Source organism: Shewanella sp. ECSMB14102, from assembly GCF_000813075.1.
In the GTDB taxonomy this organism is placed as follows: Bacteria; Pseudomonadota; Gammaproteobacteria; order Enterobacterales; family Shewanellaceae; genus Shewanella; species Shewanella indica.
Window position 1 is genome coordinate 98,790 of the sequence record NZ_JWGX01000016.1, and the last position, 24,832, is coordinate 123,621.

The window sequence follows — 24,832 nt, forward strand, 5'->3', positions numbered from 1 at the left end:
AAAAGGGCTAAAGTTCGTGGTCATTTGGTCGATTAACTAACAACGAGTTGTTTTGTTGGTGTTTTTTTATGCGTGCTGATGTTTCCTTAATCAATGAGCTGCAATTGGGCGAACGGTTGAATCTGGCTGTTGAGTCCCATCGCCGGGGTGAGTTTGCCCTGCTTTTGGCATTGCTGTCTCAAGATGTGCGCGATTGGCCTCAGTTTCACCTGCACGACGATATTGAACTGGACACTGTCCTGCGGCAGCAATTTGACTTGCCTGCGCCTCAAGCTTTGCTTGGCGACTTGAGTCAGGAGCCTTTGCCGGTAGATAACAGTTATCATTTTCTCAGTGACGGTGAACGTAGCTTTCAGTTGGCCCAGGCCTTGATGCCTGAACCTGTGGTTATTCGAGGGAAGAGAGACAGCGGGATGCAGGAAGCGCTGAATAATTGTGATTGGCACACAAGGCTGCGCACGGAAGGTGTCTTGAACCAACCCAAGGTGGCATTGATGGAGTTTGTTGATCAACTATCGGAACAACGTAAACTGGCCGGTCTATATCAAACGGCGTGAGGCTTGCCTCAGTCCAGGTGTCGTCCATGGTTTATACTGTTGCGTGACTCTCACTATCGGAGATAAGAGATGAAGAGTATTGAACAGGCTCAGGCCGCCAATGTGCAGGACACTTGTGCCGAATGTGGCAGCTATGTGGATATAGGAACAGTGGTCGAAGAAGGAGACACCTTGCTTTCGTTGACTTTTCAAGGTGAGTCGGCAATGGTTGATGCCGAGGCTCTCAAGCAATTGGCCACAGACCGCTTCGCCGATGTCAAGGTAGAACTCAGCAACTCAGAGCAGACTGTGACCCTGGCGCTGACTTTTTCCTGCAGTGCCGAGAAAATGATTTTTCAGTTGGAAAACGCTTTGGCATAAGCTGCGCTTTTAGCCAAATGGTCAGTAGTGTTCTGTTCGTAAACCAAAGCCACAAAGCAAGACATAACAAGGTAAATGTAACAAAGTATGAGTTGTCTTGCTGGGTATTATGTAAAAGTGTAATCTCGCGCAGAGATATGATGGCAGGCCCGCGCATTCGGCGCGGGTTTCTTTGAGCCCGAAAGGGAACCTGAGGATATGTGTGAAGCGACGTAGTTATCAGCGATTGCTGGAGTTGTTGACCAACTCGGTTGCCAAGCAACAGGGCGACTTCGCCAAGACGGCTGAACTGGCTACAGAACTCCTGTGTCAATATCTCGATGTGCAACATGCCAGTGTCTGGTCCTGGTCCAGGGATCAGCATGTACAGTTTGAAGTTGCCCGCTTTGGCTCGGGAAAGCCTCTTAAAACGCCGCGTCCATTACACCTCAATCAAATCCCATCTTATATCGACCAACTCAAGCAAAAACGCCATATTGACGCCAATGATGCGGTGGTTGATTGGCGCATGAGCGAACTTGCCGAGATCTATTTTAGCGTCAACGGTATTGCCAGTTCTCTGGATGTTGCTATCAGGATCAATGGTCATATTGAAGGGGTTTTGAGCCTGGAGCGAACCTCTACCGGGCATCACTGGAGTGATTTGGAAATCCATTTGGCATCGCAAGTGGCTGACCAGCTTGCGCTGACTCTGGCGACCCATGACGCCTACCGCAAAGACGAGTTGCTGACGCTGTTTCAGTCGGCGGCTGAACAATCGGCCCAGGTCAGTATGCTGATCAATTTGCACACAGAAGCGATTGAATACATCAACAGCGCCCATGAACAGATCACCGGCATCCCAAAAGAGAAAATGCTGGGTGCCAGTCTAAAGCAGTTGTCCTTCTTTAAGCAGCAACCCAAACAGGCTGAAATGACCCTGGCCAAGGTGTTGCGTGGCGAAGTAGCGACGGGTGAAGTGATGCTTAATCGGGAGTCTGGCCAGGAATACTGGCTCAGATACCATGCCAGTCAATTTATTACCCAGCGTGGTAATCACTATGTGTTGGTATCCTGCGAAGATTGTACCGAGCAGCATAACTATCAGGCCGAACTTGAGCGCTTGGCTTGGCGTTGCAGCCTGACCGGGCTATACAACCGTACCCATTTTAATCGTTTACTCGATAGAACCTTTAGCGGGCAGTTGCTGCTGATCGATTTGATTGGTTTTAAACGCTTCAATGATACCTATGGACATGAACAGGGCGACGCCCTGTTGATTGAAGTCGCCCGTCGTCTGAAACATTTTGCTTCTCTTTATCCCGACTGCAGTATTGCCAGAGTAGGCAGCGATGAATTTGCATTGTTGCTTGATGATAGCGGCGATCTCGATATCGATGCCTGCTGTCATCGCCTCTATCAACAACTGCGAAATCCTATCAATATCGGCCGTGAGCAAGTGGATCCCAAGCCGGCACTGGCTGCGGTAGACATTGCCGAAGTCGCCGAGTTGGTCGCGCCGCTGACTTGCGCCGATATTGCGCTGCAATACGCCAAAAAGAAGCAGGGCACGGCCATTCAGTTTTTCAACAGTGCACTGCTCAAGGCGTTCAAGGATGATGCCCAGATAGAAAGAGATCTGCACGCTGCCATTCGGGGTAGGCAGTTTGAACTTTATTATCAACCGCTTAAAGATCTGCAAAGCTGCAGTTACATAGGCGCGGAAGCGCTGATCCGCTGGCATCATCCCAAGCGGGGAGTACTTTATCCCGGCGCCTTTATCGATATTGCCGAACAGTCGGGGCTCATCAATGCCATAGGCACCTGGGTACTGGAGGCTGCCTGTCGCCAGCTTAATTTGTGGCAGCACCACAATATCAATATTGCCATGCATGTGAACGTGTCGGCGCGGCAGTTTTTCGGTAGTAATCTTTATGAACAGGTTTGGCAGTTGCTCAACCGTTACCGCTTGAAACCCGGCACTCTTATTTTGGAGATCACCGAAACCGAATTGATGGAGGATATACGTTATGCCACCAATTTATGCCAGGAACTGGCTGACTTGGGGGTAGGGCTTGCCATTGATGATTTCGGTACGGGTTACAGTTCAATGCGCTATTTGAAACAGTTTCCCATCAGTAAGCTCAAGATCGACAGATCCTTTATCTCTGATCTCAGCATTAGCCGCGAGAGCCGCGAAATCGTCAGTGCGATTATCGCCATGGCCAAGGCGTTGAATATTTCCCTGACAGCAGAAGGGGTTGAAACCGCTGAACAGGAAAGCTTCCTTACTTCATGCATGTGTCATCAGGCCCAGGGGTTCCTGTACAGCCCGGCGCTCAGAGAGGCCGAATTCAATGCTTTTCTGCAACAGAGTCAACCTGCATTGCTGCATTGATCAGCTAGTTTAAGTTTTTTAGGTTCCACACTTAAATCCGGCCTAAGTTAAATCCAGCCTAAGTTAAATTCGTTTCAGGCAGCAGTGTTTGAACTTGTTGCCGCTATTGCAAATGCAAGTGTCGTTGCGCTTGGGATAGCTGACCGCAAACTGCTTGCCCTCGGTGTAAAACCAGCGGCCGCCCTCAAATATAAATTCAGATTCTTCAAAAATAGCGTCCAACTGGCCATTGGCCAGATACCAGGCCTTGAAAGTGACTCTGGCCTTGGTTTGTCCAGCTGTCAAAGGCTCCCGCGCGACAATTTGCAGGCCCAACCACTGGGTCTTTGGCATCTGGGCCAGGGTTTGTGCGCTCAGTCCCTGGCGATAATCCCGGTGATGGGTATCGATAAGATAATCAAACTCTGCTTTAACAAAGGCGGCATAGCGGGAGCGCATCAATTGCTCTGGATTGGCGGCGCTGTGTTGTTTGGTGTGAAGCGGCTGACAACATTCACTATAAGGGAGCTTGGAGTTGCAGGGGCAAAGGAGGTTCGCTGTCATCGAGGTTTTCAGTTTCAATTTGGGGCCGGTTAAACGGCTTGGGTTTGCATTGCCGGAGATCATAGCGCTTTGAGGCCTGGCTTGCATTGAAACAATCAATTTATTCGGGTGAATTTCGCAGTTTTCCGCAAGTGTAGGCAGGAACGGAGTCACTTTATTCGAAGGATAAGTAAACAGATTTGAAGGATAGGGTAAGCGGGAGCATGTATCGATATTCGGGGCTGGAATGGCTTGCAGAAGTGCGTCTGGGTGAAAGCCGCGTACAGGCTACTTCAGGATGAAACGACAGTCATTTCGGTTAAAAAATAGCGAACCTGTTTTATTGAATTGAACAATATGCTTTAGTAATGAGTAATCTAGGGAAGGTGCGAGTAAGTTCTCGTGGCACTATTGCCGTAAGAGCCCCGAAGGGCGTGGCTTATCGGCCTATCTGCTGTGTTGTTCTTGCAAAGGAGTAAGGCTATCTGCTGCAAGCCACGCCTTGCATTCAGGCCAGTAAGCCGATGCAGATCACAGATGGGCTTAATTGCCCTTTCTCTGGCGAAGTGTCTGTTTTTAAACATCTTAAATCCAGGCTCAGTTCACTTTATGCCCTACAAGGAAAAGAATATGCAGAAATGGATCCCTTTATTGGCGCTCGGCGCCTTCAGTAATCTGGCGCTGGCGGCTGACTGGCAGTTGGATAATGCCGATTCCAAGGTCAGTTTTATATCGGTTAAAAAAGGTGACATTGCCGAGGTACATGAGTTTAACCAGTTGAGTGGCACGCTTGCTGATAATGGCGAATTCAAGCTGGAAATTCCGCTAAGCGGGGTCAATACCGGCATAGAGATACGGGATAAACGGATGCAAACCATGTTGTTTGAAGTGGCCAATTTCCCGACCCTTACGCTGACGGCTCAAGTACCCGCTGAGTTGGTGGATAAGCTCAAGCCAGGTGAGTTGTTGAGTACTGAGATAGATGGCGTATTGTCACTGCATGGTAAGACCCAGAACAAACGTTTTGAACTGGTTGTGGCCAGGCTTGGGCCGTCGAGCCTTTTGGTCACTTCACAGAAAGCCGTCATAGTGAATGCCGAAGAGTTTGGTCTGACCGATGGGGTTGAAAAATTACGTGAAATTGCCGGTCTATCCAGCATCAGCAAGGCTGTTCCTGTTTCATTTGTTCTAAGATTAAACAAGTAACGAACGACAGCTTGATTTGAGGCAAGACTCAAGGTGGAATTTGTTTCATAATGTGACTTTCCGGTCGCGGCTTAATAGGCAATTAGACCGGAGAGTGTGCCCCTTATGGGTTGGCCTGAGACGTTGCACGCGGGAAGAAAGATGGTTACAGACAAAGACGGCTATATGCACCTCATTCAATTCCTGACTGAACACCTTGGATTGTTTGAGACCCCTGAGGGGGGATCTTTGAGCGACAGCAGCGTTATGGAGGAGTTCGAAGAGCAGCTGTCGGCACAGATTATTATGGTCTGTGGCCAAAACCCACAACTATCTTTCGTCCAACGCAACACAGTCATCCGTGAAATCGATGCCATAGTGTATGATCTGGAAGAGATCTTGGCCAAGGTGGCCAACCATAAGGCCACGGCAAAACAAACCTTATTTATCAGTGAGTTTGCCGGTTTGATCAAGAATCTGTTCGATCAGGAAATTGCCAAACTCCAGGTTTAATAATGCATAAACTGGAGGCTCAGGATGCTGACACTGCTTTCCGGGTTTGATGACAATACTGTGGCGGTTCGTGCCAGCGGTATTGTCAGTAGTGAAGATTATGATGCTGTCTTGCTACCGGCGGTTGAGTCCAAACTTAGGGAACATGTGCTCATTAAACTCTGGTATGAATACGGCGCCGACTTCGAGGGTATCTCTTTGCAGGCCGTATGGGATGATGCCTGTCTTGGGCTGTTTCATTTGCAAGACTTTTCCCGTATAGCTGTTATTACTGACAGCTCTGTGATTGAAGGGATGGCGCAAACCTTGGCGCTGATGATCCCTTGCCCGGTATTCGTGTTTCCCAGGACGGAATTGACTAAGGCTCGAGCCTGGCTCTCGGGAACCTGAAGCGTTAACATCTGTCTTATCTTTAAGTTCCGGTATTTCTGCCGGATTTTCATCTCGTTAGTTGAAATGAATGGAATAGTCCCATGCTTAAAAAACTTGGTCTTTGTTTTATGTTGCTTTCGACATCCGTGTTTGCCCAGGAAAAAACAGTTATAGGTCAGACTGAAATTATGACTGTCGCCGAAGCCGGACTCAGTTTTGAGGCCCGAATTGATACCGGGGCGGCCAATACTTCTATGCATGCGGTCGGTCTCAAGGTGATAGGCGGCAGCGCCAAAAAGATGCAGGATAACGTGGGTAAAATGCTCAGCTTCACCACTGAGAATGAAAGTGGCGAGAAAAAGCAGCTCAAGGCAAAAATTGTCAAGACATCTACCGTCAGCAACTCTCAAGGGCGGGAGACGCGTTACATGGTGGAGCTGAATATCGCGTTCGGCCAACACAAGCGTAAGGTCAAGGTTAATCTCAGAGACCGCAGTCACATGGATTATAAACTGCTTATCGGCCGCAATTGGCTGGCTGATGACTTTCTGGTGGATGTGGCCGAGAAACGCATTATAGGACCAGTTGCTCCTATCAGTGTGCGGGAATCCGGGCTGATTTTTCAAACCCGTATTGATACCGGCGCGGTAGAAAACTCGTTGCATGCCACAGATCTGAAAGTGGAGAATGGTGACGAGGATATGGAAAAGAATATCGGCAAGCAGCTGAGTTTTACGACAGAAAATGAAAAGGGTGAAAAGCAGCGTCTGCATGCCATGATTACCAATACCTCGTTGATTCGTAATGCTCAGGGCAGTGAAATCCGTTATATGGTGGAACTCAATATTGGTGAGCCGGGAAGGGAATATCCGGTCAAGGTTAACCTTAAAGACAGAAGCAAGATGACCCACAAACTGTTGATTGGGCGAAACTGGTTGCAGGGCCACTACCTGGTAGATGTCAGCCTTAAAGAAAATGACTGATATGCGTTGCCAATCTTCAATATTATTGATGTTATTTAATGTCGATGCATAAGACAGATACCGAGAGATCGTAACGGCTTTTGTATCAGTGGTGCTTGCCTAAAAGCCGTTGGTTATCGATTCAAGCCATAAATGGGGCTACTGCTACTGAAAGGGCGGTCGGTGGGAGAGTCTTGTTGCCGTCTTAGCTAGTACATCTTAGCCCCGTTTTTGAACATAGATTGAGCTCAAACCCATCAAAGTAAGCCTTTCTGCGAGTTGCTCACTGCCGTTTGCAATATAATCCAGTGTTGCTTTGCATGCGCTGGCGCCAGGCTTTAGTGCTTTATGGCTGCTGAAGCTGGCGGTGAATGGTGTCGAGACGATATGTAAGTTCGGTCATCATAGTGTTAATTCAAATACTTTAAGATTTGGCAGGCAGCTTTATGATGCAGCTAACTGTCAAGGATGCGCTTTTCCTTTATAATTAATAATTTGATGCTTTGATAGATTTTTGGCTAAGAATGAGGAGTTGAGCTTGTTGACCAAAATCCTGCTGACAGCCCTGGTGTTGGCGCTGGCATGGGCCATGCTCAAACGAAGGTCAAGCCCTGAGGTAAGAAAGAAAGAGGTCGCTGAACCTTTGCCTTTGTTCAAACGCTTTTTGGTTCCTGGAGCCGTGGGTATTACCTTGATACTGGCCTGTGGCTTTTTTGCCTGGCAATGGTTTGATGGTTATCAGGTGGTCTCCGTGACCTTGGTTTCACCCAAGGAAGAACGACGGGAAGTCTATCAGGTGCGTAAGAAAGATATCTCGGCCAATGAACTGGTTACCGTGGACGGACTCAGGATCCGTCTCTCCACCGAGGAGCGTTTGATGATAGCCGAGAAAAGTGTCCCCTGACGCCACTGAACGCTTTTCATTGATGGCTTATCAGGTAAACTAGGCACATTTTTTGCCGGGCATTTCTTTCTACGGCATTGTTATCTTCAGGAGGACCCATGATTACTGCATACACCTATCAGGATCAGCAGCTTAAAATTATTGAGCTGACCATAGAAGACGGTCTTCCGGAACAGACTCTGTGGCTGGATCTTTACAAGCCGGATGACGATGAGCGGGATTGGTTGAGCCGTTATTCGGTGGAAGAGGTGCCCGACGAGGAAGATATCAATGAGATTGAGGCCTCGGCACGTTTCTATCAAAACAAGGACGGCCTGCATATCAACTCTCTGTTTCCGCAGCGGGTTGGTCAGGATGTACGCGGGGTTAACGTTTCATTCAACCTGCGTAGCCGGTTTTTGGTCACCATACGCGAAGAGGATGTTGGTCTTATTCGCCTATTGCGCAACTATTTGCGCCTTGGGCGTATCATGGTGGCCACGCCTCAGGCACTGTTTATCGAGCTCTTTAACCTCAAGGTAGAGTACCTCTCTGACTTGATTGAAGATGTTTACACTGTGCTGGAAAACGTCGGCGAGCAGGTGTTCGAGAGTAATGAACTCGATGATGTGTTTAAACTGATCACCTTGCAGGAAGACTCCAACGGCAAGATACGTTTGAGTCTGCTCGATACCCAGAGATCGCTGCGTTACATACAGAAGTATTACCGTAAGGAACTGGCTGAAGACGAACTCAAGGAAATTCGCGAGATGTTGTCGGACATCGAATCCCTGATGCCCCATAGTCAGTTTATCTTCGACAAACTCAACTTCTTATTGGATGCTGCCATGGGTTTCAGTGGCTTGCAGCAAAACAAGATCATTAAAATCTTCTCGGTTGCGGCCGTGGTCTTTCTGCCGCCAACCCTGATTGCCAGTAGTTACGGGATGAACTTCAAAGAGATGCCTGAGCTTGAGTGGTACTTTGGTTACCCTATGGCGGTGGTGATGATGTTGGCCAGTGCGGCAGGCACTTACCTGTTTTTCCGCCGCAAAGGTTGGTTGTAAATCTGGTTAAGGACTTTAGTACCTTGGTTACAGGGGCTTGCGCCTTAATGGTATAACCTGAGCCTTGTGATCTCTGTATTGGTCCGGAGCTTCCAACACGCTCGCCAACGCGGCGAACTTGTGGCGCATAATACGGATGCTGACCAGGCATCTGTGATACGGGTTATTGCAGCGTGCCAGTCTCTGCTGCAGGTGGTGTTTAATGGTTCTGAGCTGGTCCTGGTTGGAGTCGGAACCATTAATCAACTCATTACTCAAACGCTCCTGTAGCTTGTCCAATTCTTCCGGCTGGTTTTGAGCCAGCCACATCAAGGTGTCAAAATCCGGTAGTTCTGTCATTGCCGGCCTCCGCCTGTGAGGGGTGAGCCTGGTTTCAGGCTACCCAAATCCAGGTTGCAACAACAAGATTAGTTCAGTCTAACTATGATGGCGATAATGACTTTGGTTATATAAGCCGAGGGCTCAGCCTTTGCTTTCGCTGCCGAAGTAATAGCTGACCCGCTCTCTGGGATTGAGATACTTGAAGATTTTCTCCGGCAGGGCCGCCGGTGGCAGGCAGCGCACGATAGCAAGGCCTTCGGCTTCCAAGTCGATAATCGGCGCCTGATCTTTGGGCACCAGAGCGTCATATACCAGAATTCGCGGCAGCAGCAGCTTATCCAGGTTGACCGACATTACCAGCCCATATTGGCCGGAAGAAAGTTCGACCACGCTGCCGGGAGGATAGACCCCGAGCATCTTAATCATTTTGCCGACATATTCCTGATTCAGTTTTCCCTTGGAGTATTTATACAGATAGCCCAGAGCAGCATAAGGCGTCTTGGCCTTGGATTGCACTCCAGGATGGCAAAGAGAGTCATATTGGTTCACCACGGCCACCAACTGGGAAGCTTGACTCAGTTCATCGGCTTTCAAGCCTCTTGGGAAACCACTGCCATCGAGCAGTTCATGGTGATTGGTGATAACGTCCCTGGCATTTTCTGGAAATTCGGCTGCCAGCTTGGTGAACTTTGCACCCATCAGCGGGTGCTGGTTCAGCAGGTTTTGCTCGGGTTTAGTCAAGGGAGCCTGTTTGCGCAGTATCTGGCTTGGCAGTTTGAGTTTACCTATGTCGTGGAATAGCGAACCCAGGCCCACGGCCTCAATATCTTCTCTGGGCCATTGCAACTCTTTGGCCACCAACATGGTGAGAATGGCAACGTTGAGTGAGTGAAAATAGATGCCTTCGTTTTTATCCGAATCGGCCATTAGATGCAGGATCAGGTTGTCGGAGGATAAAAGTTGCTCGGCAATGTCCCGCACCAAGTCCTGCGCTTCGGTAACAGCATTCAGAGGGCGGCTGCGCAGTTTGTTGACCAGATTGCGCATCCTTGCCAGTGAACGGTCGAAATGCTCCTCTGTCTTATGCAGTTCGCGACGCATTTTCTTGAGAATTTCGATCCTTTGTTGCTTGTCGCTTTCCATCTGTTGTTGCAGAGAGGTGACTTCCTGTGGATTTTCCACTGGGGCAGCTTGTTGATTGGCAGGCAGCGGCGGAGTATCACTGCGGTCCGGTACCACAAACACACTGTCTATGCCCAGCTTACGGATTAGCTCGATTTGCGCCTGCTGTTTGATACGGAAGCTACTGAAAAGAAAAGGATGATCTTTCCATGCCAGAGGAAGACGGACGAAGTTACCCACCTGCAGTTGTTGGACACTGACTCTACAGCTCTTGTTCATTCAAATCATCTTTTTTAAGCAATCGAATCATTTTATCGCAAAGAGTACGCTTTACAATTAGTTAGCTCACATGTAAGCATGTTTGGATAAAAAATATAAGCAAATCGAGATTTTTATGGACTTTATCGAAGTATATCCCAACGCTATCCCTGATGAGTTATGCGATCGTCTGATTGCCGCCTTTGAAGCTCATCCCGGTGTTACCGAGGGCCGCACAGGCCATGGTGTCGACAAGGAAAAGAAAATCAGCCGCGATCTGACATTGGATCAGTACCCAGAGTTGCAGCCACTGCGTAATGAGCTGCTGGGCCACACCCTAAAGCATGCCGGACGATACTTTGATAAGTATGCCATGGCGCTGATGGGAGCCGTGGCCGTGCAGGTGGCTGATGAGTCCGGCAATGCAGTAACCCTGACACCGGATAACTATGCTCGCCTGGGAGCCCCCAGAGCTGAGGCGCTGGTACAATACCTTTATCGTAGTGGTACCATCAATTTGCAAAGGTATCAGCGCGATGTCGGCGGTTATCCCCATTGGCATTCTGAGCAGTTTCCCCAGGCCGGTCACAACGACGCCTTGCACAGAGTGGTGCTTTATATGTTCTATCTCAATGATGTGGCCGAAGGCGGGGAGACGGAATTCTTCTATCAGCAGCGCAAAATTGCGCCGAAGAAGGGCACTATGGTGATAGCGCCGGCGGGATTTACCCATAGTCACAGGGGCAACCGTCCAAAGAGTGGTGACAAGTATATTGCCACTTCCTGGATCATGTTTAATCGCGCCGAGCAGCTTTATGGACCAACCCGGCGCTGAGGCTTATTGCATGGGAATCTGAATACGGAAGCAGGCGCCTTCCAGTGCTGAATCCTCAATGCTGAGGGTGCCGCCGTAACTGCTGACGATTTCATTACACACTGCAAGGCCAATTCCCTGTCCCGGTGACTGGGTATCGGCGCGCACACCGCGCTGGATGATCTTCTGTTTAAGGCTCTCATCAACACCAGGGCCGTCATCTTCCACCTGTATCTGTAGTATGTTGCCTTGATAACCGGCACTGACCCGAACGGTTGAAATACATAGGCGGAACGCATTTTCCATCAGGTTGCCGAACAGCTCCATCAAGTCGCCTTGATTACCGGGAAACTGCAGTTCGTCCTCTATTTTGGCGCTGAACTTCACCTGTTTGTCTCGGTATACCTTGAACAACATCTGTGCCAATTGATCCACCAGAGGGGCAATCGGAGTCTGTTCCTGCTTGAGGCCCTTGCGTCCCAGCATGGCTCGCTTGAGTTGATATTTCACCAGCTGATCCATCTGGCTCACCTGTTCCATGATTTTTTCGCTGCTGGCCTGTTTATCCAGGCTGGCATCATCCGTGATGGCATGTACAGCGGCGAGACGGGTTTTGAGACTGTGGGCCAAGTCATTCATGGCATTTTGATAGCGCTGTTGCTGAGCACTGGATTGCTGCAGCAGTTGGTTGAGCGCCTGGGTGACGCCTTCCAGCTCCACCGGATAACCGCCGGAGAGTGACTTGGACTTGCCGTTGATGATGGATCTCAACTCATTTCGCATCTGTACCAGTGGCCGCATGCCCCAATAAGCGGCGCTGATCAGCAGTACCAGTGCCAGTGCCAACACCAGCGCCAGACGAATATAGGTGCGTTTGGCAAATTGGCTGTATTCCTGTTCCAGCTTGGCCGCATCCTTGAGCACCAACAGGTTGTAGTGAATACCGGCGATATCGACCGACAGCAGATAGGCAAAATAGGCACGATTGTCGGCCATGTTCAGGTAGTAGGGGGGCGCTTCGTTGCGGATTTCATTGAAACGTTCACAGGTATCAAACAGACCTCTGTCCACTGCCAGAGAAGAGGTCCATACCTGTTTGAACTTCTCGTCACAGGAGGCGATAACATAGCGCTCCTGTTTGTTGTTCTCCTCAAGCCAGGAGCTGGTATCCGGGATCAGGTCATGCTCCCTGAGCTCGGCAGCCACCTGAGGGATTTCGGCGATTAGCTGCGCCGTCTCTTCGTTGTAGCTGTTTTGCGCATGCAATATGTTGACCATCCAGGCCAAGCCAAAACCGACCACGGCTATGATAGACAACGAAGTGAGAAACATCCGCGTCAGCAGGCGTTTCTTGGGTTTTATTCTCAATTGCATGGCAGGTTGAATTTGTACCCCTGGCCTCTGATAGTCACTATTGGATTTTCGATGCCGTCACGGGTCAACTTCTTGCGCAGTCGGCTCACCATCACCTCAATGGTGTTGGGATCGCCTTCTTTGTCGCCATAAATAACGTCCAGTAAACGTTGCTTGGCGACCACTTCATGGTTGTGGCGCATCAGATATTCGAGAATTTGATATTCGAAGGCGGTGATCTCCATCGGCTCACCATTCATGGTGACCTGCTTGGCGGCGAGATCCAACGACAGGTCGCCGCTGTTGATCACCGGCTTGACGAAGCCGGCACTGCGGCGGACCAAGGCATCGAGGCGGGCCACCAGTTCCTCTTTTTGAAAGGGTTTGACCAAGTAGTCGTCGGCACCGGCGTTGAGTCCTTCAACTTTGTCTTGCCAGTTGACCCGGGCGGTCAGGATCAGAATAGGGGCTTTGACATCTTCATCCCGCAGGCGTTGGATAAGTGCAATGCCGTCTTGATCCGGCAAGCCCAAGTCCACAATGGCGACGTCAATGGGGTAGTTGGTTGCCTGGAAAAATCCCTCTTTGGCGGTTCCCGCCACCTGAACCTGATTTCCCAATTCTCCCAGTTGTACCTTGAGGTGGTGGGAGAGTAAGGGATCGTCTTCAACAACCAAAATTCTCATATTCTTTACGCCTTTAACTGAAATCAGAACAGTGTACGCAGTTCCCAGGAGCAGCTCAAGCCGAGGCTAAAGCAAAGGTATCAGTCATACAAGAGCTAAACCTAAGACCTAACTCGCTAAAAAATAGGGCTATACACTGGCTCGAGTGTATAGCCCTATTACTTAACCTACGCTGACCTCTGATGTGGATTGTCGAGTCATTGGCCCAAGATGGAAATGTTGGCGGGTGTGACGACTAGGAGCCCCGGTTACGATTTCTGGCCAGTTTATTACCGCTCCAGGCGCTCAGCAGAGTAAACAGGGTGACCCCGCCCATAATAAATGCCAGCCTGAGCCAAGGGGCATCCATGGCCTGGCGCATGGCGACATATTCAAAGCCACTCTTGGCCCATACCAGCACGGCGCCGATCAAGAGACCGATTTGCAGAATGCGAACACCAACAGCGCTTTTCACAAACAGCAATGCCGGTGCCAGCAGGCAGATTGCGGCGGCGATTGTGTGCGAGTATCTGAGGAAATGAGCGCCCAGTAGCCAATAAGCAAGACAGAGTAAAACAACACGCCACCACATAGAGATACCTTGAATCAATTGAATTGAGGTCATTCTAGTCTGAATTTAAGGTGTATTCTATTTGCTGCTTCACAGTTTATCCCTGTAGTTAAAGGTTATAGCCCGTCTGGCTTAGGGTTTCATATGCAGCTTATTGTTTAATTTTATGGGGTTAAGCCGTTAATAGCCGCAGCAGTATGGCAACCGAGACAGCCAGGAAGATAGCGCCGCAAAGGTAATCTATATAGTGACCAAAGCGTAGCAGGCGTTGCTGCACCCGGGCGTGAGACAGCAGCATGGCCAACATGGCAAACCAGATAACCGAGAGCAGCGGCAGTAATATAGCGGCCAACAGCTTGGTCTGATTGCTGACTTCTGGGGTGATAAGGGTGGAAAACAGCGTTAGAAAGAACACCAACGCCTTGGGGTTGAACAGGTTGGTCGATAACCCAAGCAGCAGCCCGGCAGTAGCCGACATAGTGTTATCGCGGGTGCTTTTGCCAAGGTTATTGTCTACCCTGTTGTTTAACTCCTCGGACTGCATGACTTGTGCATCATTGATTGCTTCCCGGCCGGTTGGTAATTCATTGGTTTGCGCTTCAGCGAGTGACCTTGCCGCCAAGGCGCGTTTAAGCCAGGCCTGAGCACCAAAAGCTCCCAGTCCCATCCAACCCAGATAAAGGGCGCCAAAGAGTTGCACCAGCACAAACAGGGTATGCGAGCTTTGAATGGCCAGGCTGACCCCCGTGAGGCTCAGGACAGTGTGCACCAATATCGCCAGAGAGATGCCGACAGCGGCCGCCAGTGCGGTGTTGCGCTGCTCGCGGCTGGCGATTTTCAGGATCAATGCAAAGTCGGGTCCCGGGCTCGCCAATGCCAGTAGGTGAATGGTGCCCAGGGTCAGCAAAAGATGCAGATCTGTCATAGTCAAGGTTATCCTGATAGTGCCAGCCGAGGCTGAAAGTATTTGGGTATAGGGGGAAAATGCTCAGCCATCAGAGAGGCGTATGGCGTTCACAGCATGCGCCGCTGAAATGCCTGCGGAGAAAGCAGGAAGGCACGTTTGAAGGCCTTGTTCAGATGGCTCTGATCGAAGAAGCCGACTTGCTGCGCCACCGAAATCACACTATCTCCCCTGAGCAGAGCTTTCTTGGCATATTCCAGGCGGATCCGCTTTAGGTAGGCATGTGGCGTCATGCCGGTTCTCTGTCGAAACTGCCTAAGCAGTTGGTATTGGCTGAGATCCAGCTCCTTGGCAAGCTGCGGCAACCGAAATGGCGCAGCGGGATCGGCATGAAAGGCTTCTCTTAACCTATCGAGTTGACTCTGACTCAAGGCGTGAGGCTGTCTCTCGGTATTGAGCTGGCGACCGTGCTGGCGCAGCAGCTTTTCCAAAAAGACGATAACCGCGGTTTCGGAAACCAGGAGATCATTGGCGGCTATGGGTTGGGTCAGCAAATGGTGCAGCTGGCAAAATTCCCGATACAGCGCCGGATGATACAACAAAGGCGCGGCAAAACTGAAATATCCCAGGCCGAGATCCCGCGCCAGTTGCTGCAGCCAGTCATGGGGCAGGGACATTACCAGAGCACAATAGCCCTGCTGTTCGCTGCTCTGGCCATCATGGCTGCTGTCGGGATCCAGGGTCGACAGCCAATGGGGTCTCAGGTGCCAGGTTTGGCCACGATAATGAAAGTTCTGGCCGCCGTGACTGACCACGCCGATATGAAAGTCCAGATGAACATGGGGCTCGAAGTGAAAATGTTGAAAACTGGCCCGACTGATCTCCAGTTCGGGATGGGATGGGGCGCGCCAGTAATGGATTTTCTCCTCGTGCATCTTGCTATCCTGGGTAAGAATTTATGTTATCTTAGCGGTCGGTTATCCAGGCCGCCTAGTAAATTATTGCACGGCCGGTATCAAAGTCAGACCTATAAACACCGATAACAGATTGGAGCCCACAGTGAAAGGACAGATCTTAAGAGAAATGAAAGTACTGAGTGCTATTGAACCTGAATATGAGGTGGAAAGACGGGTAGCATTTCTTAAGGCCAAACTGCAGGAGGCTCGCAGCCAGACGCTGGTACTGGGGATCAGTGGCGGGGTCGATTCTTCCCTGGCCGGGCGCTTATGTCAGTTGGCGGTAGATTCGCTCAATCAAGGCAAAGCCGAGGCTGAATACCGTTTTGTGGCCATGCGTTTACCTTATCTTGAGCAGCGTGATGAACATGAGGCGCAGCAGGCGCTGGCATTTATCCGCCCCAGCAAACTGGTGACTGTGAATATTCATGAGGGGGTGAGCGGCATTCATCAGCATGTACTCAGTGGCTTTGACCGCGCCGAGCTGGCGCTACCGGATGCCAAAAAGGTTGATTTTGTGAAGGGTAATGTCAAGGCCAGAATGCGGATGGCGGCCCAATACGAAGTGGCGGGGCTGCTGGGTGGCCTGGTGGTTGGAACAGATCACAGCGCCGAAAATGTTACCGGTTTCTATACCAAGTGGGGCGATGGAGCCTGCGATTTGGCGCCGCTTTTTGGCCTGAATAAGCGTCAGGTACGGCAATTGGCCGCCTTCCTCGGCGCCTCGGAAACCTTGGTATACAAAGCGCCAACGGCGGATCTTGAGTGTGACAACCCGGGTCTTGAAGACGAGGCTGCCCTGGGGTTGAGTTACGATCAGATAGACGACTTCCTTGAGGGGAAGCCGGTTTCCGCCGAGGTGGAAAGCAGGATTATAGCCATCTACAAGGCGACGCAGCATAAGCGCAGGCCTATCCCGACCATTTACGATTAACTGTTCATTGAATCGTAAAACGCCGCGTTGATCGCGGCGTTTTTTATGGCTGGCGTAGCGCCTGACGCAGCAGCAGAATACTGGCGTTGGGAAACTGGCGGTAATCCAGGTAGGGGACTTTCCAGCGCCACTGATCCAGCCTTTGTATTCCGGGCGCACCGTTAAGCCTCTGCCCGGCATCGCCGGCGATATTGAGTTGGCGGGCGGCTTGATTGCCGGCGATAAGTGCTATGCCGCTATCGGTTACCAACTCTGTCGCGCCTATCTCCAGTGCGACCTGGCAAAAGAGCCTCTGCTGCAGAAAACTACGCCAGTCGTCATCCGGGGCAAATATCTTGGCGCAGATCACCAGGATTTTGCGCCAGTGGTTGGAGTTGGCGGCTATCAAGGCCGCGGCGGCATCGTTCTGCTGCCAGTGCCAGTCAAGCGGCAGTGTTGGCGAGTTGGGTAAGTAAACCCGCGCTTTGGCCAGGTCGTTACCAATACGCGAAGGAAATGAAGGCGTTGAGTGTGCGTGCACGTTTGCTCTCTGTTAGACTTTTATGCCAATAGATCTTAGTGAAATGCCGTTTCAGCGCCGCCACTTTGGGGCAGTTCGAGGTAAAGGTCAATGAAAACTCTGCTTATCAGCTCGGGGAAACAGCTTACTATTGCGCTTTTTTATGCTTGTTTCGGTATAGGGCTGGCGCTGACTGTGACCGGGATCTGGTTACTCAATGATCGTGTTGATTTGAGTCCCTGGCATACTCACTTTCTGAGTCATGAGTTTGATCGTCACAAGGGCGTCGAAGACTTTAACGATTATCTCAAGTTGGAGCAGCAACTGTTTGCCGAGCTTGATCAGGAGCTTGGTAAACTTTCCGGTGGCATAAACTCACCGATAAATCGCTATCACAGCGGCAGCATAGCAGATCCCAAGCGCTGGGTTTTTCCCTGGAATCAAAGTTTCGAATGGGCCAATGCCGATGCGCAGTTCGGGCTCTTGCTGTTTCATGGTATGTCAGATTCACCCTACGCCATGCATCAGTTTGCCCAGCAGTTCAAGGGGCGCGCTCATGTGTTGGCGCTGAGGCTACCGGGACACGGCACTCTGCCATCCGGCCTGGTGCGCTTGGAATGGCAGGATCTGGCCGCGGCCGTTAAGTTGGCCAGTCGCCATATGAGCCAGGTGCTCAATGGCAAACCTCTCTATGTGATAGGTTATTCCACCGGCGCCAGTCTGGCGCTCAACCATGAGTTGGAAAACCTTCATAAAGGCAGGCCTACTGACTATGAAAAGGTGGTCATGCTGTCGCCGGCCATAGGTTTGGCTCCTATGGCGGTCGGCGCGCAGTGGCAGTCGCAGCTGGGTTATATTTTGGGGCTGGAGAAACTCAGCTGGAATACTATTTCACCCGAATATGATCCCTTTAAATACAGCTCTTTCGCCGTAAATGCCGGTGATGTGGTTTATCGTCTGGCGCAGCACAATAGCCAGCGTTTACTGGCTTTACCTGAAGAGAAAAAACGCCAGTTGCCGCCGATTTTGGCGTTCCAGTCGCTGGTGGATGATTCGGTATCGACGAGAGCTGTGCTGGAGAACCTGTTCCTGCAACTGCCCAAGGGAGCCAATGAACTGGTGATCTATGATATCAACCGTAATCAGGTGAACCTCAGTATGACACCTGTGGATCCTCTGGCGGAGATCAGCGGCATACTGGCGCGAACCAATCTGACTTTCCGGGGAACATTGATTGAGAATCAGGTGGGCTTCAGTCATCTGGTGCAGGCTCGGGAGTTTGGTACTCATTCCGGAGTGGAAAAACTCAACTTTAAATGGCCCGTGTCAGTTTATTCTTTGTCTCATGTAGCCTTGCCGTTTTCTGCCAATGACAGTCTATATGGTAATCAAATGGCCACAAGCATGGACCGCATTCAAATTGGCGCCGCCGCATCCCGTGGCGAGCGCGGTGTCATCAGCATTCCCGCCGCCGATATGCTGCGCCAGCGCTGGAACCCTTTCTTTGATTATCAGATGCAGCGGATTGAAACCTTTTTCAATCAAGATCCTGAGCCGACAAAGTACAGATGACCCGGTTACGGCCCTCGCTTTTGGCTTGGTATAGGTTAGCATCGGCTTTTTTTAACCAAACCTCCAGAGACGGACTGTAGGAGGCATTGGCAATCAGGGCACCGATACTCGCAGTGACGCTGATCCGGCGTTGATCTTCGGGGTTGATGATTTCAAGATCGGTAATGGCCTGACGTATTTCATTCAGATACGGCTCTATCTTGAAAGGGTTGCACATGGGTAGCAGTAGCAATAGTTCTTCACCGCCGTAGCGGCTGATAAGATCCGAGTCGCGCTTGAACTTTGTCTTAAGCAAATCGGCGACTCGTTTCAAGGTTTCATCACCGCCCAAATGACCAAATTCATCATTGATCCGCTTGAAGAAGTCCAGATCCATCAACACCACGGCCATGGCTTCGTTATTGCGTTGGCATAGACCCTGTAAAGTGGCGAAACTCGCTTCGGCGTGGCGCCTGTTGGCAAGCCCTGTGAGCGGATCGGTTTGAGCTAACTGTTTGAGTTTGCGGTTGGCTTGCTCCAGCTCCAGAGTTCGAATAATGACTTTTTCTTCCAGATCCAGCTGGTGGGCCATCAGTTGGCGTTGGTTCTCCTTGAGTTCAGTGTAGAGGTGAGTTACTTCCACAGGCACGTTTTGGTCATTGAGTAACTTATCTTCAGTAAGGCGCTTGCCCTTGTTGAGTTGCTCTGAAATCAACTCCAGCGGTTTGGTCAGCCGTTGCCCAACCACTCTGGCGACCAATAGCGACAGTAACAGGAACAGCAACAACAATGCGAAGGTGAAAATAAACTGGCGCTCCACTTCGTGCAGCAGTGGGGCGTAGGGGTCGAGCACAAAAATTTGCCAGTTGTTTTGCAGGCGATACTGGCTGTAAACATATTCCGGACTGTCGTTATCCAATGCTTTTAGGTTAAGCATGGGCAATAAAGAGCGATAATGTTTACCACTCTGGCGGTAGTTGAGTTGCTCGAGTTTGGGTAAGGCCAACGCCTTGGAGGCGTAAATAAGACGCATATTTTCATCGACAATGAACATCGACTGATTGGTCTGTTCCAGAAAGTCATTATCCAATTCGCTGAAACGATTGAGATTTAGCGAACCTTCTACTATACCGATAACTTGTGGGCCTGTGGCCAGGTACAGTGGGCTGCTGATGGCGACTATGGCATCTGAGCCAAAGCCCCGGCCGAGAAATACGGCGGAAGTGAACAGCCGCTCATTGAAAAATGCCTGCTGAAAATAGTCTCTGTCATTGATCTTCTTATCGCCCCCCTTAAGCTCCTTTAGCCCACTGACAGGGCTTGCTTGCACTATGCTGCCTTCAGAGTTGGCAATCAGCATGGTTAAAAAGCCGGGGTTGAGTTTGTGCAGCCGTGACAGCATCCGCTGCAACTCATCCGGGCTGGGAGAACTATGTTTAATAAGTTCGGCGGCGGTAGCAATGACCGACTGATGCCGCTCGAGATAATGCTCTACCGCCAGGCCGATATTTTTGGCGGTTTCATGTAAGTGTTTACCCAGGATCTGTTGCTGCTTGTTGACCCAGTAATAATTAAATACCAGGGTAGAGAGTATCAGGCTCAAGTTTAGCAGCAGCAAAAAACTGTAAAAGAGCTGCTCGCCAAAGCCGCTGCGCTTGGCTGGTAGCTGACGGCCGGTCAGGCGTTTGAGCGCAGGGGTTACCAACACAATCAAGCAGCCCAGGGTGATATAGACCATGGCATTGACCGACTGCTTGATGACGACGAAGGGAATGTATTCAGAAGGTAAATCGCTGAAAAGGTGTAGATAACCATAAATAAGTGGCATGCCCAGCAACAGCCAGAAGCAGACACCGGCGTAAAATACCGGCCAGCGTTTTTTTCTGGCAAATCCCAGGGCCAATGCCTCGAGACAGAAGAGTAGATAAACGTGCGGACTGTCCCATTGCAACATCAAGGAAGTTACACTGATGGTGGCGGCGAGCAAGGCATACCAAGGCCCCAGTAAAATGGCGATTAGTACATAGAAGGTATTACCCAATACCAGCTGCACATTGGCAAACAAGGGGATGGGGAAGCTGTTACAGGCAAAGCCTATCAGGCCAGCCATCAGACTGAGCAACAGCGGTTGTCGATACCAGGGTAAGTGGGTCAAATCAGTTCCAACTCCTGTCTGGAGTTAACAAATGGTTAATGACAAATGCTAGAGCTAAATGGTTTATTTAACAATATTTTTTGAATATTTGTCTTCAGCGCTACCCAATACCTGTTTCGAATCGGTACTCGCCAAGCTTAGTTGTGGTGGTGGTTTTGCATAAAAAGGGATGGTCGGTTGGCTAAAAAGGGCAAGCCGATAAAGATGAATAGTTGAAGATAGCGGCCGGAAAAAGCATCAAGGCGCCTTTGATATCAATGAAAGCGCCTTGATGTGTTTGACAGCCTTATTCGCCCTTGAGCCGTCGGTCCAGTTGATCTTTCAGATTGGCGGGCACGCCTTTGATCAAAATGGTATCCGATACAGGATCGTAAATGACCCGCTCACCCAGATGTGAGCTGTCAAAGCTCAGGGTCAGGCCGCCGCCGGTGCCGGAGAATTTCTTCAACTGCCTCAAGGTGGATTTATCAGCCGGAAACTCTTCTTCCAAACCGTAATCACCGCCAACGGCAAAGTCATAGAAGGAATCCATGCCGGATTCAGCCAGTTCATCGGCCAAGTCCTTAAGCATGACTTCACTGCCGCTGTCGACCTGGGAAGTACAGTATTCAAACACCCGGTCGCGGCAGGTTTGACGCTCTTCTTTGGTTAGTTCACCGCCACCGACAAAGTCTTCCACCGCCTGCATCAGGGTCTTGCTCTGCTGCTTGGGATTAACCCCTTCGACGCAGCCCATAAAGTCGAGGAAGAAGTCAGCCACCTTGCGTCCGGCTCTGCCGCGGATAAAGGAGATATATTTGCGCGACTCACTGTCGGCTTGCCACTCGGTGAGATCGATTCGCGCCGCCAACTGGATATTATTCAGATCCAGATGGTCGTTTTGTGATAACTCCATATCATCCAGCACAGTCATTGATGACTTGGCGTTCAGCAGTGCTACAAACAGGTAGTCGCTGGCCATAAAGGTGTAGCAGGCCAGTAACAAAAAGCCACCCTGGCTGAAGTCATACTTGGAGAGTTCTTCCTGCAGCAGTTTGCCGGCAGTGGCTGAGAACTCTACAAAGCCTTGCTGCCCATCGCGATAAGACTTGAGTGCTTCCTTGAAGGCGGGGTTGGCCTCGCCATCATCCCCGGGGACGCCAAAATAGCCAAAGCCTTTTCCCGCTTTACTGGAATAGCTCTGATGCAGCTCATCAAGCATGGTCTCAACGGCCTGGCTGTTCAGCAGTGGTTGAGGGCGCAGACGGCAGCTGAGCTGGCCTTCGCCATTTTGGGTGATTGCGTGAATAATCGCTTGTTCGACGTGAATACTCATAAGCCCCGATAGTGATACTCTGTTGTAAATCCGCTATTATATGCCGCTAATCCTTATCTGAGTGAATCATTTTTTATTTATGGCTATCCAATCAAAATATACCAATGTGCAAGTTGAATCCCTGATCGCCGAATTATTGGCCGTGCTGGAAAAACACCAGGCTCCGACCGATCTTGGCCTGATGGCATTGGGAAATGCGGCTTCGCATCTGTTGTCGACCAAGGTGCCCAAGGAAGCCCGTCAGCAGGTGGCGGAGCAATTTGCCAAGGCATTGACACAATCCTTGCGTTGACTTGTAACAACTGAAATGCGCTAAATAGTGGCGTTGTAAGTCAAAAAGCACATAATAGCAAACAATGTAAGATACACAGGCAACTTACAAAAGCGGATCCATATGGTCGAGCGAACAAAGCAGTTGGGCAAGGACAGGGTTTCACGCCTTATCAATTGGGGGCACTGGTTTGCCTTCTTCAATGGCTTTTTGGCCATGATAGTCGGCAGTCGATATCTGGAAAGTGTCGGCTACCCTGAAACCTGGATTGGTTGGGGCTACCTTGGCGTCAGTACCATAGGCCATTTAAGCTTCCTGGCGTTTATTGTCTATCTGGTGTTGCTGTTTCCCGTTACTCTGCTGTTGCCTGACTCGCGTATCCTTCGGGGATACGCGGCTGTGGTGGCCACCCTCGGTCTGTGTATCATGCTGTATGACACCATAGTCTATGACGACTATGGCATGCATTTGAGTCCCTTCGCTGTCGATTTGGCCTGGGCCGACCTCAACAGTCTGCTGCATGGCACTTCTTATATCGTCACTCCCCTTGGGATCTTGGCACTGGAGTTGACCGCCGCCAACTTTATCTGGAAGCGGATTGAGAAAATTCAAAAGCGCAATTATGGCAACAAAGTGGTGGCCTTTATCGGGGTTTGTTTTGTCAGCAGCCATCTTATTCATATTTGGGCTGATGCTGCTGATGTCACTGAAATTACCCGTTTTGATGATGCCTACCCGCTATCTTATCCGGCGACGGCGCGCACCTTTATGGAAAATCACGGTATCGACGGCTCCAGCAGCTTGCAGGTGGATACCGAAACCAGCTTTAAATACCCAAGAACGCCACTGACCTGCAGCGCCGAAGAACATCCCAATGTACTGTTTATTGCCATCGACAGCCTTAGGGCTGATATGGCCGACGAGCAGACCATGCCGTTTTTCAGCCGCTACGGCAAACAAAACCATGCGTTTATGAATCACCTCAGCGGTGGCAATACCTACCGCAGTGGCATGTTTTCCCTGCTTTATGGTCTGCAGGGCAGCTATACGGATGCGGTGGAACTCAATTACACCAGTCCCTTGCTGAGTCAGAGCCTCAAGCAGCAGGGCTACAATCTTGGTCTGTTTATCAGCAGAAGTAATTATGCCGAGGCTCGTCCCCAGGCGATATTCCGCGATTTTGACGCTCATATTGCCGAAGACGATGGCGGCAGTGCCATGGCTGATATCCAGAATATCGATAGTTTCCAGCAGTGGCGAGCCCAGCAACAAGCGCCCTGGTTTGCGCTGCTTAATCTTAAATCGCCGGAAGATTATGATACGCCGGTAGGTTTCCTCGGGGTGCAGACGGTTAAACCCGACAGCGCTCTCAAACCGGCGCAGAAGGTGTTGTTCAATCAATATCGGCAATCGCTGAACTTTATTGACAAACAGCTGGAGCAACTCTTGTCTGCTATGCCGGAAAACACCCTGGTGATCATTACCGGCGTCAATGGCAAGGTGTTCACCAGTAACGCCGATGAGGCCAGACGGGATTTGTCACCGGCCAATGTCAGCGTGCCTTTGGTGATCCATTGGCCCGTCGGTGGCCACGCCCAGGCCAAGTACCGCACCAGCCACTATGGCTTGGTGCCGACCTTGATGAGCCAAGTACTGGGTTGTAGCAATCCGGCCACTGATTACAGTGCCGGCCGCCACCTGCTGCAGCCCGACAGCCTCACATGGGTCTATGTCGGTGACGCTCGGGTGTTTGCTATCTATCAGCAATCGGAGATTACTGTGATTGACCGTCACGGCCAATATCGTATCTATGACAAGGCTTATCAGAACCGCCTGGACAAGAAGATGAGTGCTCCGGAGCTCATCGAAGTGATGCGTGAAGGGCGGCGTTTGTACAACCATTAAGCGCTGCGGATTAAAGACTGTACGATAGAGAAAAAACAGGCCACAAACTAGGCAGTTAAACTAAAAATTCTCAGATGGAGCTTGCACAGCTTCGCGACTGTTGATAAAGTTCTGCCTCGTTGAGACGGCATACTGCGCCAGCCGCTCAAGACAAATATCGGTATGTAGCGCAGCCTGGTAGCGCACTGTCATGGGGTGTCAGGGGTCGGAGGTTCGAATCCTCTCATACCGACCAAATTAAATGCTTGATTACTACTGTAATTTAGCTAAGCCAAAAGCCCGTTATTTAGCACAGCTAAAGCGGGCTTTTGCCTTTTTACAGCACATCTATAGCATTAGATTTAAAGCCTATGGATTTGTGAATTTACTTCGTAACAGCCTTCTGTATTGACCACGACCGCCGTGATGCTGCGGCAATGCCAAGTGTTAATCGCAGCATC

At 50.5% G+C, this 24,832-nt stretch carries 25 protein-coding genes and 1 tRNA gene; 15 read left to right on the plus strand and 11 right to left on the minus strand.

Going from position 1 to position 24,832, the window contains the following annotated elements:
* Nucleotides 1-68 precede the first annotated feature (68 nt).
* The 3 genes from RC73_RS07120 (at nt 69) to RC73_RS07130 (ending at nt 3,294) form a co-directional block, all read left to right on the plus strand.
* The gene (locus tag RC73_RS07120) at nt 69-557 is read left to right on the plus strand and encodes a VC2046/SO_2500 family protein (RefSeq protein WP_039033987.1); all 489 of its coding nucleotides are present in this window, start codon (nt 69-71) and stop codon (nt 555-557) included.
* 69 nt (nt 558-626) lie between these two features.
* A complete protein-coding gene (locus RC73_RS07125; protein ID WP_039033988.1) occupies nt 627-917 on the plus strand; it encodes a DUF406 family protein in 291 nt (96 codons plus the stop codon).
* A 202-nt stretch (nt 918-1,119) separates the two neighbouring features.
* Nucleotides 1,120-3,294 (plus strand): putative bifunctional diguanylate cyclase/phosphodiesterase, encoded by a 2,175-nt coding sequence (locus RC73_RS07130; RefSeq protein ID WP_039033989.1) that lies wholly within the window; start codon nt 1,120-1,122, stop codon nt 3,292-3,294.
* 63 nt (nt 3,295-3,357) lie between these two features.
* Here the strand turns inward: RC73_RS07130 and RC73_RS07135 are convergent, their stop codons facing one another.
* A complete protein-coding gene (locus RC73_RS07135) occupies nt 3,358-3,837 on the minus strand; it encodes a YchJ family protein (protein ID WP_039034018.1) in 480 nt (159 codons plus the stop codon).
* 609 nt (nt 3,838-4,446) lie between these two features.
* Here RC73_RS07135 and RC73_RS07140 point away from each other — a divergent pair.
* The 6 genes from RC73_RS07140 to corA all read left to right on the plus strand — a co-directional run bounded on the left by RC73_RS07140 (nt 4,447) and on the right by corA (nt 8,798).
* Nucleotides 4,447-5,022: a YceI family protein gene (locus tag RC73_RS07140; RefSeq protein ID WP_039033990.1), complete on the plus strand. Its 576-nt coding sequence runs from the start codon at nt 4,447-4,449 to the stop codon at nt 5,020-5,022.
* A 141-nt stretch (nt 5,023-5,163) separates the two neighbouring features.
* Nucleotides 5,164-5,514: a DUF3802 family protein gene (locus RC73_RS07145; RefSeq protein WP_039033991.1), complete on the plus strand. Its 351-nt coding sequence runs from the start codon at nt 5,164-5,166 to the stop codon at nt 5,512-5,514.
* Between the two features lie 24 nt (nt 5,515-5,538).
* Nucleotides 5,539-5,904 (plus strand): STAS/SEC14 domain-containing protein, encoded by a 366-nt coding sequence (locus tag RC73_RS07150; RefSeq protein WP_039033992.1) that lies wholly within the window; start codon nt 5,539-5,541, stop codon nt 5,902-5,904.
* Nucleotides 5,905-5,987: 83 nt separating this feature from the next.
* A complete protein-coding gene (locus RC73_RS07155) occupies nt 5,988-6,869 on the plus strand; it encodes a putative ATP-dependent zinc protease (protein ID WP_039033993.1) in 882 nt (293 codons plus the stop codon).
* Between the two features lie 517 nt (nt 6,870-7,386).
* Nucleotides 7,387-7,752: a hypothetical protein gene (locus tag RC73_RS07160; RefSeq protein ID WP_039033994.1), complete on the plus strand. Its 366-nt coding sequence runs from the start codon at nt 7,387-7,389 to the stop codon at nt 7,750-7,752.
* Nucleotides 7,753-7,850: 98 nt separating this feature from the next.
* Nucleotides 7,851-8,798 carry a magnesium/cobalt transporter CorA gene (gene corA / locus RC73_RS07165; protein ID WP_039033995.1) on the plus strand — a complete coding sequence of 316 codons (948 nt, stop codon included), beginning with the start codon at nt 7,851-7,853 and terminating at the stop codon, nt 8,796-8,798.
* A gap of 27 nt (nt 8,799-8,825) precedes the next feature.
* On the opposite strand, the gene RC73_RS07170 is transcribed toward corA, so the two are convergent.
* Nucleotides 8,826-9,137: a DUF3135 domain-containing protein gene (locus tag RC73_RS07170; protein WP_039033996.1), complete on the minus strand. Its 312-nt coding sequence runs from the start codon at nt 9,135-9,137 to the stop codon at nt 8,826-8,828.
* Between the two features lie 123 nt (nt 9,138-9,260).
* Nucleotides 9,261-10,520, minus strand: a complete 1,260-nt coding sequence (locus RC73_RS07175; RefSeq protein ID WP_039033997.1) for an HD-GYP domain-containing protein — start codon at nt 10,518-10,520, stop codon at nt 9,261-9,263.
* A 115-nt stretch (nt 10,521-10,635) separates the two neighbouring features.
* On the opposite strand from RC73_RS07175, the gene RC73_RS07180 reads away from it, so the two are divergent.
* Nucleotides 10,636-11,334 (plus strand): 2OG-Fe(II) oxygenase, encoded by a 699-nt coding sequence (locus tag RC73_RS07180; protein WP_039034019.1) that lies wholly within the window; start codon nt 10,636-10,638, stop codon nt 11,332-11,334.
* A 3-nt stretch (nt 11,335-11,337) separates the two neighbouring features.
* Here the strand turns inward: RC73_RS07180 and RC73_RS07185 are convergent, their stop codons facing one another.
* From RC73_RS07185 to RC73_RS07205, 5 genes are all read right to left on the minus strand, one after another.
* The gene (locus tag RC73_RS07185) at nt 11,338-12,687 is read right to left on the minus strand and encodes an ATP-binding protein (protein WP_039033998.1); all 1,350 of its coding nucleotides are present in this window, start codon (nt 12,685-12,687) and stop codon (nt 11,338-11,340) included.
* Nucleotides 12,678-13,352 (minus strand): response regulator, encoded by a 675-nt coding sequence (locus tag RC73_RS07190; protein ID WP_025011466.1) that lies wholly within the window; start codon nt 13,350-13,352, stop codon nt 12,678-12,680. Before RC73_RS07190 ends, RC73_RS07185 begins: the two co-directional genes overlap by 10 nt.
* 235 nt (nt 13,353-13,587) lie before the next feature.
* Nucleotides 13,588-13,923 (minus strand): hypothetical protein, encoded by a 336-nt coding sequence (locus RC73_RS07195; RefSeq protein ID WP_039033999.1) that lies wholly within the window; start codon nt 13,921-13,923, stop codon nt 13,588-13,590.
* 151 nt (nt 13,924-14,074) lie between these two features.
* Nucleotides 14,075-14,827: a LysE family translocator gene (locus tag RC73_RS07200; protein WP_039034000.1), complete on the minus strand. Its 753-nt coding sequence runs from the start codon at nt 14,825-14,827 to the stop codon at nt 14,075-14,077.
* Nucleotides 14,828-14,916: 89 nt separating this feature from the next.
* Entirely contained in the window at nt 14,917-15,741 is an 825-nt protein-coding gene (locus RC73_RS07205) for an AraC family transcriptional regulator (RefSeq protein WP_039034001.1), read from the minus strand.
* A gap of 124 nt (nt 15,742-15,865) precedes the next feature.
* Here RC73_RS07205 and nadE point away from each other — a divergent pair, with 124 nt between their 5' ends.
* Entirely contained in the window at nt 15,866-16,696 is an 831-nt protein-coding gene (nadE, locus tag RC73_RS07210; RefSeq protein ID WP_039034002.1) for an ammonia-dependent NAD(+) synthetase, read from the plus strand.
* A gap of 43 nt (nt 16,697-16,739) precedes the next feature.
* On the opposite strand, the gene RC73_RS07215 is transcribed toward nadE, so the two are convergent.
* A complete protein-coding gene (locus RC73_RS07215; protein ID WP_052248046.1) occupies nt 16,740-17,216 on the minus strand; it encodes a DUF6942 family protein in 477 nt (158 codons plus the stop codon).
* A gap of 90 nt (nt 17,217-17,306) precedes the next feature.
* On the opposite strand from RC73_RS07215, the gene RC73_RS07220 reads away from it, so the two are divergent.
* Complete coding sequence (locus RC73_RS07220; RefSeq protein ID WP_039034003.1) at nt 17,307-18,767, plus strand: alpha/beta hydrolase; 1,461 nt, start codon at nt 17,307-17,309, stop codon at nt 18,765-18,767.
* Here RC73_RS07220 and RC73_RS07225 read toward each other — a convergent pair.
* Nucleotides 18,733-20,901, minus strand: a complete 2,169-nt coding sequence (locus tag RC73_RS07225) for a diguanylate cyclase (protein WP_039034004.1) — start codon at nt 20,899-20,901, stop codon at nt 18,733-18,735. The two genes, RC73_RS07220 and RC73_RS07225, sit on opposite strands and share 35 nt — an antisense overlap.
* Nucleotides 20,902-21,187: 286 nt before the next feature.
* On the minus strand, nt 21,188-22,216 hold the full coding sequence (gene yejK / locus RC73_RS07230; protein ID WP_039034005.1) for a nucleoid-associated protein YejK: 1,029 nt from the start codon (nt 22,214-22,216) through the stop codon (nt 21,188-21,190).
* Between the two features lie 79 nt (nt 22,217-22,295).
* On the opposite strand from yejK, the gene RC73_RS07235 reads away from it, so the two are divergent.
* The 3 genes from RC73_RS07235 to RC73_RS07245 all read left to right on the plus strand — a co-directional run bounded on the left by RC73_RS07235 (nt 22,296) and on the right by RC73_RS07245 (nt 24,627).
* On the plus strand, nt 22,296-22,508 hold the full coding sequence (locus RC73_RS07235; RefSeq protein ID WP_039034006.1) for a YejL family protein: 213 nt from the start codon (nt 22,296-22,298) through the stop codon (nt 22,506-22,508).
* 102 nt (nt 22,509-22,610) lie between these two features.
* A complete protein-coding gene (locus tag RC73_RS07240) occupies nt 22,611-24,392 on the plus strand; it encodes a DUF3413 domain-containing protein (protein ID WP_039034007.1) in 1,782 nt (593 codons plus the stop codon).
* Nucleotides 24,393-24,550: 158 nt separating this feature from the next.
* Nucleotides 24,551-24,627, plus strand: a tRNA-Pro gene (locus tag RC73_RS07245).
* The last annotated feature ends 205 nt before the right edge of the window (nt 24,628-24,832 follow it).

Coding starts and splice junctions, on each gene's coding strand:
- RC73_RS07120 (WP_039033987.1), top strand. CDS start 69: ATGCGTGCTGATGTTTCCTTAATCAATGAGCTGCAATTGGGCGAACGG.
- RC73_RS07125 (WP_039033988.1), top strand. CDS start 627: ATGAAGAGTATTGAACAGGCTCAGGCCGCCAATGTGCAGGACACTTGT.
- RC73_RS07135 (WP_039034018.1), bottom strand. CDS start 3,837: ATGACAGCGAACCTCCTTTGCCCCTGCAACTCCAAGCTCCCTTATAGT.
- RC73_RS07140 (WP_039033990.1), top strand. CDS start 4,447: ATGCAGAAATGGATCCCTTTATTGGCGCTCGGCGCCTTCAGTAATCTG.
- RC73_RS07145 (WP_039033991.1), top strand. CDS start 5,164: ATGGTTACAGACAAAGACGGCTATATGCACCTCATTCAATTCCTGACT.
- RC73_RS07150 (WP_039033992.1), top strand. CDS start 5,539: ATGCTGACACTGCTTTCCGGGTTTGATGACAATACTGTGGCGGTTCGT.
- RC73_RS07155 (WP_039033993.1), top strand. CDS start 5,988: ATGCTTAAAAAACTTGGTCTTTGTTTTATGTTGCTTTCGACATCCGTG.
- corA (WP_039033995.1), top strand. CDS start 7,851: ATGATTACTGCATACACCTATCAGGATCAGCAGCTTAAAATTATTGAG.
- RC73_RS07170 (WP_039033996.1), bottom strand. CDS start 9,137: ATGACAGAACTACCGGATTTTGACACCTTGATGTGGCTGGCTCAAAAC.
- RC73_RS07175 (WP_039033997.1), bottom strand. CDS start 10,520: ATGAACAAGAGCTGTAGAGTCAGTGTCCAACAACTGCAGGTGGGTAAC.
- RC73_RS07180 (WP_039034019.1), top strand. CDS start 10,636: ATGGACTTTATCGAAGTATATCCCAACGCTATCCCTGATGAGTTATGC.
- RC73_RS07185 (WP_039033998.1), bottom strand. CDS start 12,687: ATGCAATTGAGAATAAAACCCAAGAAACGCCTGCTGACGCGGATGTTT.
- RC73_RS07190 (WP_025011466.1), bottom strand. CDS start 13,352: ATGAGAATTTTGGTTGTTGAAGACGATCCCTTACTCTCCCACCACCTC.
- RC73_RS07195 (WP_039033999.1), bottom strand. CDS start 13,923: ATGTGGTGGCGTGTTGTTTTACTCTGTCTTGCTTATTGGCTACTGGGC.
- RC73_RS07200 (WP_039034000.1), bottom strand. CDS start 14,827: ATGACAGATCTGCATCTTTTGCTGACCCTGGGCACCATTCACCTACTG.
- RC73_RS07205 (WP_039034001.1), bottom strand. CDS start 15,741: ATGCACGAGGAGAAAATCCATTACTGGCGCGCCCCATCCCATCCCGAA.
- RC73_RS07220 (WP_039034003.1), top strand. CDS start 17,307: ATGAAAACTCTGCTTATCAGCTCGGGGAAACAGCTTACTATTGCGCTT.
- yejK (WP_039034005.1), bottom strand. CDS start 22,216: ATGAGTATTCACGTCGAACAAGCGATTATTCACGCAATCACCCAAAAT.
- RC73_RS07235 (WP_039034006.1), top strand. CDS start 22,296: ATGGCTATCCAATCAAAATATACCAATGTGCAAGTTGAATCCCTGATC.
- RC73_RS07240 (WP_039034007.1), top strand. CDS start 22,611: ATGGTCGAGCGAACAAAGCAGTTGGGCAAGGACAGGGTTTCACGCCTT.